Annotated in this window: 6 protein-coding genes, 3 tRNA genes and 1 pseudogene; 6 read left to right on the top strand and 4 right to left on the bottom strand. The window is 49.4% G+C overall.

Annotated features, from left to right (window positions below; translation table 11 throughout):
- The 4 genes from tssI to PG900_RS04705 all read left to right on the top strand — a co-directional run.
- The coding region (gene tssI, locus PG900_RS04720; protein WP_270830997.1) for a type VI secretion system tip protein TssI/VgrG at window positions 1–1,101 on the top strand (1,101 nt) is incomplete at its 5' end.
- A gap of 34 nt (window positions 1,102–1,135) precedes the next feature.
- The gene (locus tag PG900_RS04715) at window positions 1,136–3,691 is read left to right on the top strand and encodes a pesticin C-terminus-like muramidase (RefSeq protein WP_270830996.1); all 2,556 of its coding nucleotides are present in this window, start codon (window positions 1,136–1,138) and stop codon (window positions 3,689–3,691) included.
- A gap of 2 nt (window positions 3,692–3,693) precedes the next feature.
- Window positions 3,694–4,098 (top strand): lysozyme inhibitor LprI family protein, encoded by a 405-nt coding sequence (locus PG900_RS04710; RefSeq protein WP_158197482.1) that lies wholly within the window; start codon window positions 3,694–3,696, stop codon window positions 4,096–4,098.
- A 352-nt stretch (window positions 4,099–4,450) separates the two neighbouring features.
- The gene (locus tag PG900_RS04705; protein ID WP_270803167.1) at window positions 4,451–4,828 is read left to right on the top strand and encodes a hypothetical protein; all 378 of its coding nucleotides are present in this window, start codon (window positions 4,451–4,453) and stop codon (window positions 4,826–4,828) included.
- Between the two features lie 143 nt (window positions 4,829–4,971).
- Here the strand turns inward: PG900_RS04705 and PG900_RS04700 are convergent.
- Window positions 4,972–5,108: pseudogene (locus PG900_RS04700) on the bottom strand (IS5/IS1182 family transposase); the annotation flags it as partial.
- Between the two features lie 27 nt (window positions 5,109–5,135).
- Here PG900_RS04700 and PG900_RS04695 point away from each other — a divergent pair.
- Complete coding sequence (locus PG900_RS04695) at window positions 5,136–5,645, top strand: hypothetical protein (RefSeq protein ID WP_158197480.1); 510 nt, start codon at window positions 5,136–5,138, stop codon at window positions 5,643–5,645.
- A 599-nt stretch (window positions 5,646–6,244) separates the two neighbouring features.
- Here PG900_RS04695 and PG900_RS04690 read toward each other — a convergent pair.
- From PG900_RS04690 to PG900_RS04680, 3 genes are all read right to left on the bottom strand, one after another.
- Window positions 6,245–6,320: transfer RNA gene (locus PG900_RS04690), tRNA-His, on the bottom strand.
- Between the two features lie 50 nt (window positions 6,321–6,370).
- A tRNA-Arg gene (locus PG900_RS04685) sits at window positions 6,371–6,447 on the bottom strand.
- A 36-nt stretch (window positions 6,448–6,483) separates the two neighbouring features.
- Window positions 6,484–6,560 (bottom strand) — tRNA-Pro (locus PG900_RS04680).
- Between the two features lie 203 nt (window positions 6,561–6,763).
- On the opposite strand from PG900_RS04680, the gene folD reads away from it, so the two are divergent.
- Window positions 6,764–7,627 (top strand): bifunctional methylenetetrahydrofolate dehydrogenase/methenyltetrahydrofolate cyclohydrolase FolD, encoded by an 864-nt coding sequence (gene folD / locus PG900_RS04675; RefSeq protein WP_043168397.1) that lies wholly within the window; start codon window positions 6,764–6,766, stop codon window positions 7,625–7,627.
- Window positions 7,628–7,659: the final 32 nt, after the last annotated feature.

The following is a 7,659-nucleotide window of genomic DNA, read 5'->3' as shown; positions in this document are numbered from 1 at the left end:
TGGCAAATCGTGCGTATCCAGCACACCGGCTTGCAGCCGCAGGCGCTGGAAGAGGAGGGGGGCAGCGGCCCCACCGTGTACCACAACGAATTCGGGGTGGTAAAAGCGAGCACCACCTGGCGGGCGTGCATCGGCAGCCCAGAGGCACCCCACAAGCCGATGGTGGATGGCCCGCAAATCGCCATGGTGGTGGGTCCGGAAGGGGAGGAGATTTACTGCGACGAGCACGGCCGGGTCAAGCTGCAATTCCCGTGGGACCGCTACGGCTCGAGTAACGATCAGAGCTCCTGCTGGGTGCGAGTCTCGCAAGGTTGGGCCGGCGGTCAGTACGGCATGATGGCGATTCCGCGCATCGGCCACGAGGTCATTGTCTCGTTCCTGGAAGGGGACCCCGACCAGCCCATTGTCACTGGTCGCACCTACCACGCCACCAACCGGTCGCCGTACGAGTTGCCGGCCAACAAGACCCGCACCGTGCTGCGCACCGAGACCCACCAGGGTGAGGGTTTCAACGAACTGCGCTTTGAAGACCAGGCGGGGCAGGAAGAGATTTATATCCACGGTCAGAAAGACCTGAACGTGCTTATCGAGAACGATGCTGCTTGGCACATCAAGCACGACCAGCATACCGATATCGACAACGAGCGGGTGACCCGCATCAAGGCCAATGACCACCTGACGGTAGAGGGTGAGAAGCGCGACCAGATAAAAGCCGACTACTCGCTGACGGTGGATGCCAGCCTGCATCAGAAGCTGGGGCAGTCCCTGCTGGTGGAAGCCGGGCAGGAAGTGCATATCAAGGTGGGCGACAAGCTGGTGCTGGAGGCGGGTTCTGAAATAACCCTCAAGGGAGGCGGCAGCTTTGTGAAAGTGGATCCTAGCGGCATCAAGCTGGTGGGCCCCGCCATCAAACTCAATGCCGGCGGCAGCGCAGGTTCAGGCTCTGGCTGGGCAGGTCAGCCTCCCATCATCCCCAAAGGCGTGGAAGTGGTGAAAGCCCCTGAACTGGTTGAACTGGTCAAGGCGATTGCCACCGAGAAGGCGATGGAAGCGTTGCTCAAGGCGCTGGAGCCCGATAGCGATTATCAGCCCTCCGCTTGATGTTCGACGAACAACTTAGGATTGAATAACAAAGATGAAAATCGTCTATCCCATGCAACTGGCTGGTGAAAACGGCTCCAGCGAGATTGCATCCATCGAAGAGTTTATCAAGAAGATCAATGGTCTCAAGAACGGTACCTTCCCGATAGGCCGCAACCGTATCTGGCACGGTGGCATCCACTTCAGTAAAAGCGGAGGCTGGCACCCGAGCGGCGCCGTACGTGCCATTGCGGACGGGGAGATCGTTGCCTACCGGTTGGCAACCAAACCGGCCAAGGCAACCCGTAGCCCCGAAGCAGGAAAACCAGGAGACGGTATTGAGCTGTATACCTCCCCTTCGTTTTGTCTGGTACGTCATCGCTACGAAGCCGGTGAGCAGAACAAGAATCGTCTGACTTTCTACAGCCTATACATGCACATCGCCTGTGAGAACAGCTACAACAGTTCCGAGGCTGCGCGAGTAATGGTTAAGGGGACAGGTGTGTCCACCTATGAACCTGTGGTCGAGGGACATCCTCCCAAGCTGACACGTCGGCTGTCTGGCGATAAACCTGTCTATGCGAAAAGGGGGGCTGAAGTGAAGTTGGTCGGCCAGGAAGTGAAGAACCTGTTTAACCACAACGATGAGCCCCACGATTACTATTTGGTGCACTACGTTGATGACCCGGACAGCCTGTTCCATATTGCGGCAAGCCAATTACAGCAGGAATTTCCACAAAAGCCGAAGTGGATGACACCACCAGAAGGCAAACCGGCTCGCCATAAGGTCCCTGGTAATACATGGCTACGTAAAACTGCTGACACCACAGTGGGTAGCATGGGGTTGCCTGCTGGCAGTGAGGTGGTGGTATCCACTGAGCCACCACAGATGGTGAACCTCAATGGCGGCACGACTGAGTTTCGTAAAGTACAGGTGTTCAAGGCGGGTAGTGGTACCGTCAAAGATAGCGCCAATCAGGTGATGACCAATGCCAGCAAAGGGGCCACCGGTTGGCTGGCAAAAAGCAAGATGGGGGCCGGACTGACCGCTGAACCTAGTATCCCTGTCGAATTCAAAGGCGATACGGTTGTTGACCGCAGCGCAAACCCGATACCGGTGCAGGCCGGAGAGATCATCGGTCATTGGGGTGAGCATGAGCTAGCTACTGCCGGAGCCAGCGGCTTCGAGAAGGATACCGACAGCAAAGCAGTGCACTTTGAGATGTTTGTTGCGAAGAATGACAAACAGGCGCTTGAAGATTGCATCAATAACAAGGCACGGGTAACTGGTGGCCAGGGCTACTTGCTAGTAAAGAAAGAGGTCACTACCTATCGCCTTACCAACGATAGTCAACATGGTTTTCACGGTGTAGCGAATTTTGGGCCACAGGTCTTACCGTTAGCGGTGAAAGAGTCTGATATTGTCACTCACGGTGCCAACAACTTTGTGAAGGTGCGTGAACGGACTGCTGCGGACGGGGAGTTGGCTGGCGAGTTCGTATTGCAGGGTAGTGATGTCGAAGTGGTCAGTCAGCACGACTGGCACAAGTTGGGTGTCAAGTTGGTCGATGGCAGTAGTGACCCCGACGGATTTTTAGATAAAGCTGATACCGAAGGTAAAGAAGGAGGCGAGTTTTTTAGCACTCTCTATGACAAGCTGGTGACAGACAGGGACAACGATGGCACCCTGAGCGGCAATGATATCAAGGCCGCGCTGGCCGATGAGGAATTGGCGGGCAAGTTGCGCATGTTGTTTATCAAGCACAAAAGCGAATGGGTAAAGCCAGGCCAGGAGTGGCCGCGCTTAAAACAGGAGTTGGCTGAGCAGCCGAAACTCTATGAATATGCCATGCAGGTACACAACAATATGGCGTGGATGGAAGATGCCAGTAAGATATTGGGTGATATCAAGCCTTGGTTTATTCATCCTGCGGGGATGATGGGGCTGGTGGCTGACCCTGTCTCTGATGATGAGATGGATGAAAAATGGTTCATAGTCACCAAGGGGCAGCTTACATTTGATGCAGAAGGAAATGATGTTGAAAATAGTACTTACTTCTCAAGAAAAATCCATTGGCCAGGTAATAGTGAATCTGGTGTAACCATTGGTCGTGGCTATGATATTGGAAGTCGCTCAAAAGAAGATGTATACCGTGATTTATCTGACTCAGGGGTCCCTGATAATATCGCCTCATTAATATCTGCTGGTGCAGGAATCAAAGGGGGGGAGGCATCTAATTTTGTTTCAGAAAATAAAGATTCAACCTTAATAACTAGGAAATCACAACATCGCTTGTTTGAAAAAATATACCCTGATTATGTTCTCAGGGCAAAATCAAACTATGAACGCTGGACTACAGCTCAAAGTATTCAGGATGCTAATATCCCAGGTGTATCTATATCTGATAAAACCAATTGGGAAAGCTTAGATGATAAGGTTAAAGATGTTATTGTTGATTTAGTTTATCAGGGTTTTACGAAAGGCCCCAGACCCATGGTCTATGGCATGTTAAATGACAGACAAAAATACGCCGATTACATCAAAAACAACCCCTCCTTGAGCCAATATGAGCCTGGGCGTAACAGAGCTAAATATCTAACTGGAGAATAACTGTGAAAAGACTATCTTTTGCTCTTTTTTTTATATCATTGAGTGTGTTTTCAAACACAGATCGTAATTGTGATATCTCTGAGCCATCTACCAATCTTGCTGCTTGTTATGAAAGTAAATCAAAACAAGCTGATGCTGAGTTAAATAAAACATATAATAATTTAAAATCTACATTGTTATCTAGCGGTTATGATAAGCAATCTAAAGAAAAATACTGGAGTCAACTGGTTCAATCCCAAAGATATTGGATTAAGCTCAGAGATGCTCAGTGTTACGCGAGGGGAGCTTTTTTTGAAGACAGTTCTATTGCTCAACTGATAGAAATTAAAAAATGCCTTATGAATGTAACAAAGGAAAGAGTGTTTTTTTTGAATAATGAGATTCAATTCATTCATGATTTACCTTGATAGGCAAGGCTGATGGCCAAGGACGGCTCTGCATCAGTTTTGTGCCCATCAGATGGTTGTGTAGCATATATTTACAAAGCAACATATTAGGCAAAAAATATAGAGGTAAGTGGCCTGTCCAAGTCGCTTCTTTAATTTTAACGGTAGTTATATTCAGTCCAGGCATCCATCATCGGGAGGCGTTGATCCAGTAAGTCCGTACGGTGGGAAAATCTGGGAACCCAATATTTTTGACTCTGCTAGATACTCAACCATTTACTCCGCAGGAGATGGGTGAAAAGTGGTATGGACGGCTTTGTCGAGATTGGCGAGGTTTTGTTGAGCAGAGTATTATAACTATAGAGTAACTTAAATGAATAAATATTTGGTCTTGGTTTATATTCTGTTTTCTTCTATTTGTCGTGCTGAAGATGTCGGCATAGACTATCGCTGCTTTGTTAGTACAGATGGTAAAATTAAAATGCGAATGATGTGGGCCTCCACTGCGGGTTGGGTTGGAGGATATGTTCAATATGGGAAAAGCAAAGATAAAATAACTATAGTTCAAGTGAATTATGAAGAAGAGACGAATGATGAAGGTCGACCATATGCTGTTAATAGTGACTGGGTTGAAATAATTGATGGCAAGGTAAGTGGACGGTATCACTTTGGTTACCAAGGTGCTAACTTTGACAATGTTTTTTATATAAATGCTAAAGGAAAGAAATTTTATTTTTCTCAGGCATTATAAAATTATGAGGATTGTTTTTGATTGCGGTGGTTGTGAAATACTGAGGCGCCTTATTCATCGGGTGTACAGATCTAGTTATCACCTGACGGCGTTGTTGCCCAAATCAACCATCAAGTCATCACTTCCCCAGCTCCGGGTGACAGTTACACTCGGGGCTTTCTGACTGGCAGGCCAGGGTATTCAGTTTGTTTATGGCGCTTACATACGCTATGACTTCCTCCACTTGGCCGTTGTAGTTACGCAGACTAATTTTCCCCGCCAGCAACTGCTTGAACCGATATTACCTAGTAGGCATTGATAATAGTGAGTGAAAATTTGTGAGGTCATAATGAGGAGGTATGGTTTTTTCATTTTAAATTTAATCTTTCCCACTTTGTTTGTGAGTGCAGCTGATTTTATTCAAGGGCCATATAGGATAAGTAATGATACAGCGAGCGTTAAAATCGAGAAAAATGATGACATAAACTGCCCATTATCTATGGTTATATATGATAAATCATCACATTATGAGTTGGATAAAATATGTGAGAACGGCGATTACCCGAATCTCAGGAGCGTTTTTTTCTTTACTCTGAAAGGTGTTAATCATATAGGAACTATAGTTTCATGGCATAATAAGCATCAGGCAGAAGGGATTGATGAGACAAATTTTGAAGTTAAGATTTATAAAAATAACGCTGGTGGAGAATATACTGTTGATAAGGTAAAGACTTTGGATCCAGTTTTAAGTGGCACAGAGGATGGGGCTGGTGATGGAACATATAAGTTTAACAATGCAATATCGGTAAAGAAGTATATGAAAGAAAGATATGGTTAAGAGTTTGGCAAGGTGCGATAGACATCCTGTGAGAATATGGGGGGGCACACCTTTTTCATAGCTGTTTAGCTGCATGTCAAAGAGTATTGCTGGCAGCTGGTAAGCTGGTAGTAGCATGCACAAATATAGTTACCACCTGATGCCGGTCTCAAACCGGTGTCTTGCTTACACCACTCTAAGAGCGCACCTTCTTCGGTACCAATTTCAGAGCCTTCTTGAGCATGCAATAAGGGGGCCTGTCCCTCCATCATTAGGCCCTGACAAGATCACTGTTTGTTGTAGTGTCCAGGTAGCTGTTCGGGTCTGTTTGAATCCTCCTGGTCGGTTCGTCCGGGTAGCGCTGATCGAGCAGGCGACTTTGCTCGTCATTGAGCACAATCGTCTGTTCTTGGTGGTTTTCTCGAGGCGCAACAAACGTCGTATCTGGAGTGCAGGTCGTGACATTGCCATTAGGCCACACACACCACCCGTACCGGCACTAATGCCTCCTTTGAGACCCATTAAAGACATTTTGCCAGCAACCATCAGGACGTAAGAAGAGAGGGTTATTTCTACTGGATTTAAACAGATAGGATTGAATGTTTTCTGAAAGGAGATAATGGGGTGGCTGATGGGGCTCGAACCCACGACAACCGGAATCACAATCCGGGACTCTACCAACTGAGCTACAGCCACCACTGAAGATATCCATCAATGCCCTGCATCGGAGAGATGCATGTCATCAATGGCGCGCCCTGCAGGATTCGAACCTGCGACCCACGGCTTAGAAGGCCGTTGCTCTATCCGACTGAGCTAAGGGCGCATTGCCTCGACAAGCCTGGCGGCATGTCGAAAAACCTGGTCGGTGATAAAGGATTCGAACCTTTGACCCTCTGGTCCCAAACCAGATGCGCTACCGGGCTGCGCTAATCACCGAAAATCTCGTCTCCAGCATAGCGACAGCGGCTGTACTGGGCAACGGGCCGGCATCATACCCAAGCGGGAAAGCCAGCGTCAACGAATTTTTCCACCAATGAATTCAAATGCCTACTTATTGCCCTCCATGCGAGAGCCGCTAACACCCGTGGCAAAAAAATGCGACAATGCGCGGCAGTTGAACACATGGTGAGTGAAGAACGATGTCTGCCAAAATCATTGATGGAAAACAGGTTGCGCAAACGATTCGCAATCAGGTCGCAGCGCAAGTCCAACAGCGGTTGGCACAAGGAAAACGGGCGCCGGGCTTGGCGGTGATCCTGGTCGGGGTGGATCCTGCCTCGCAGGTCTATGTCGGCAGCAAGCGGCGCGCCTGTGAAGAGGTGGGCTTTATCTCCCGCTCTTACGATCTGGACGCGACGGCAAGCCAGGAAGAGTTGCTGGCACTGATCGATAAGCTGAATGAAGACGCAGACGTTGACGGTATTCTGGTACAGCTCCCCTTGCCGGCTCACTGCGATACGACTCAGGTATTGGAGCGTATTCGTCCCGACAAGGACGTGGATGGTTTCCACCCCTACAACGTGGGTCGGCTGGCACAGCGTATTCCGGCACTGCGCCCCTGTACGCCCAAGGGCATCATGACGCTGATTGAAGCGACCGGTGTAAAAACGCACGGTCTGCATGCGGTGGTAGTCGGGGCATCCAACATCGTCGGTCGGCCGATGACGCTGGAGCTGCTGCTGGCAGGTTGTACTACCACCACCTGTCACCGTTTCACTCAGGATCTGGAAGATCAGGTTCGCCGTGCCGACCTGCTGGTGGTGGCGGTTGGGAAACCCAACTTCATTCCGGGTGAGTGGGTCAAACCGGGGGCACTGGTGATCGACGTGGGTATCAACCGGTTGGCGGACGGCTCTCTGGTTGGTGACGTTGAGTTTGAGACCGCGCGCAATCATGCCTCCTTCATCACGCCTGTGCCGGGTGGGGTGGGTCCCATGACGGTTGCCAGCCTGATGGAAAATACCCTGAGCGCCTGTCAGGACTATCACGACAGCGCGCAATGATCTCTTTCTAGTCTGCTCGGGGGAACGAACTT

It is taken from the genome of Aeromonas sp. QDB03 (genome assembly GCF_027707985.1).
Lineage (GTDB): Bacteria > Pseudomonadota > Gammaproteobacteria > Enterobacterales > Aeromonadaceae > Aeromonas > Aeromonas hydrophila.
The sequence above is the reverse complement of the archived record's forward strand: the minus strand, read 5'-3'. Positions and strand labels throughout refer to the sequence as shown.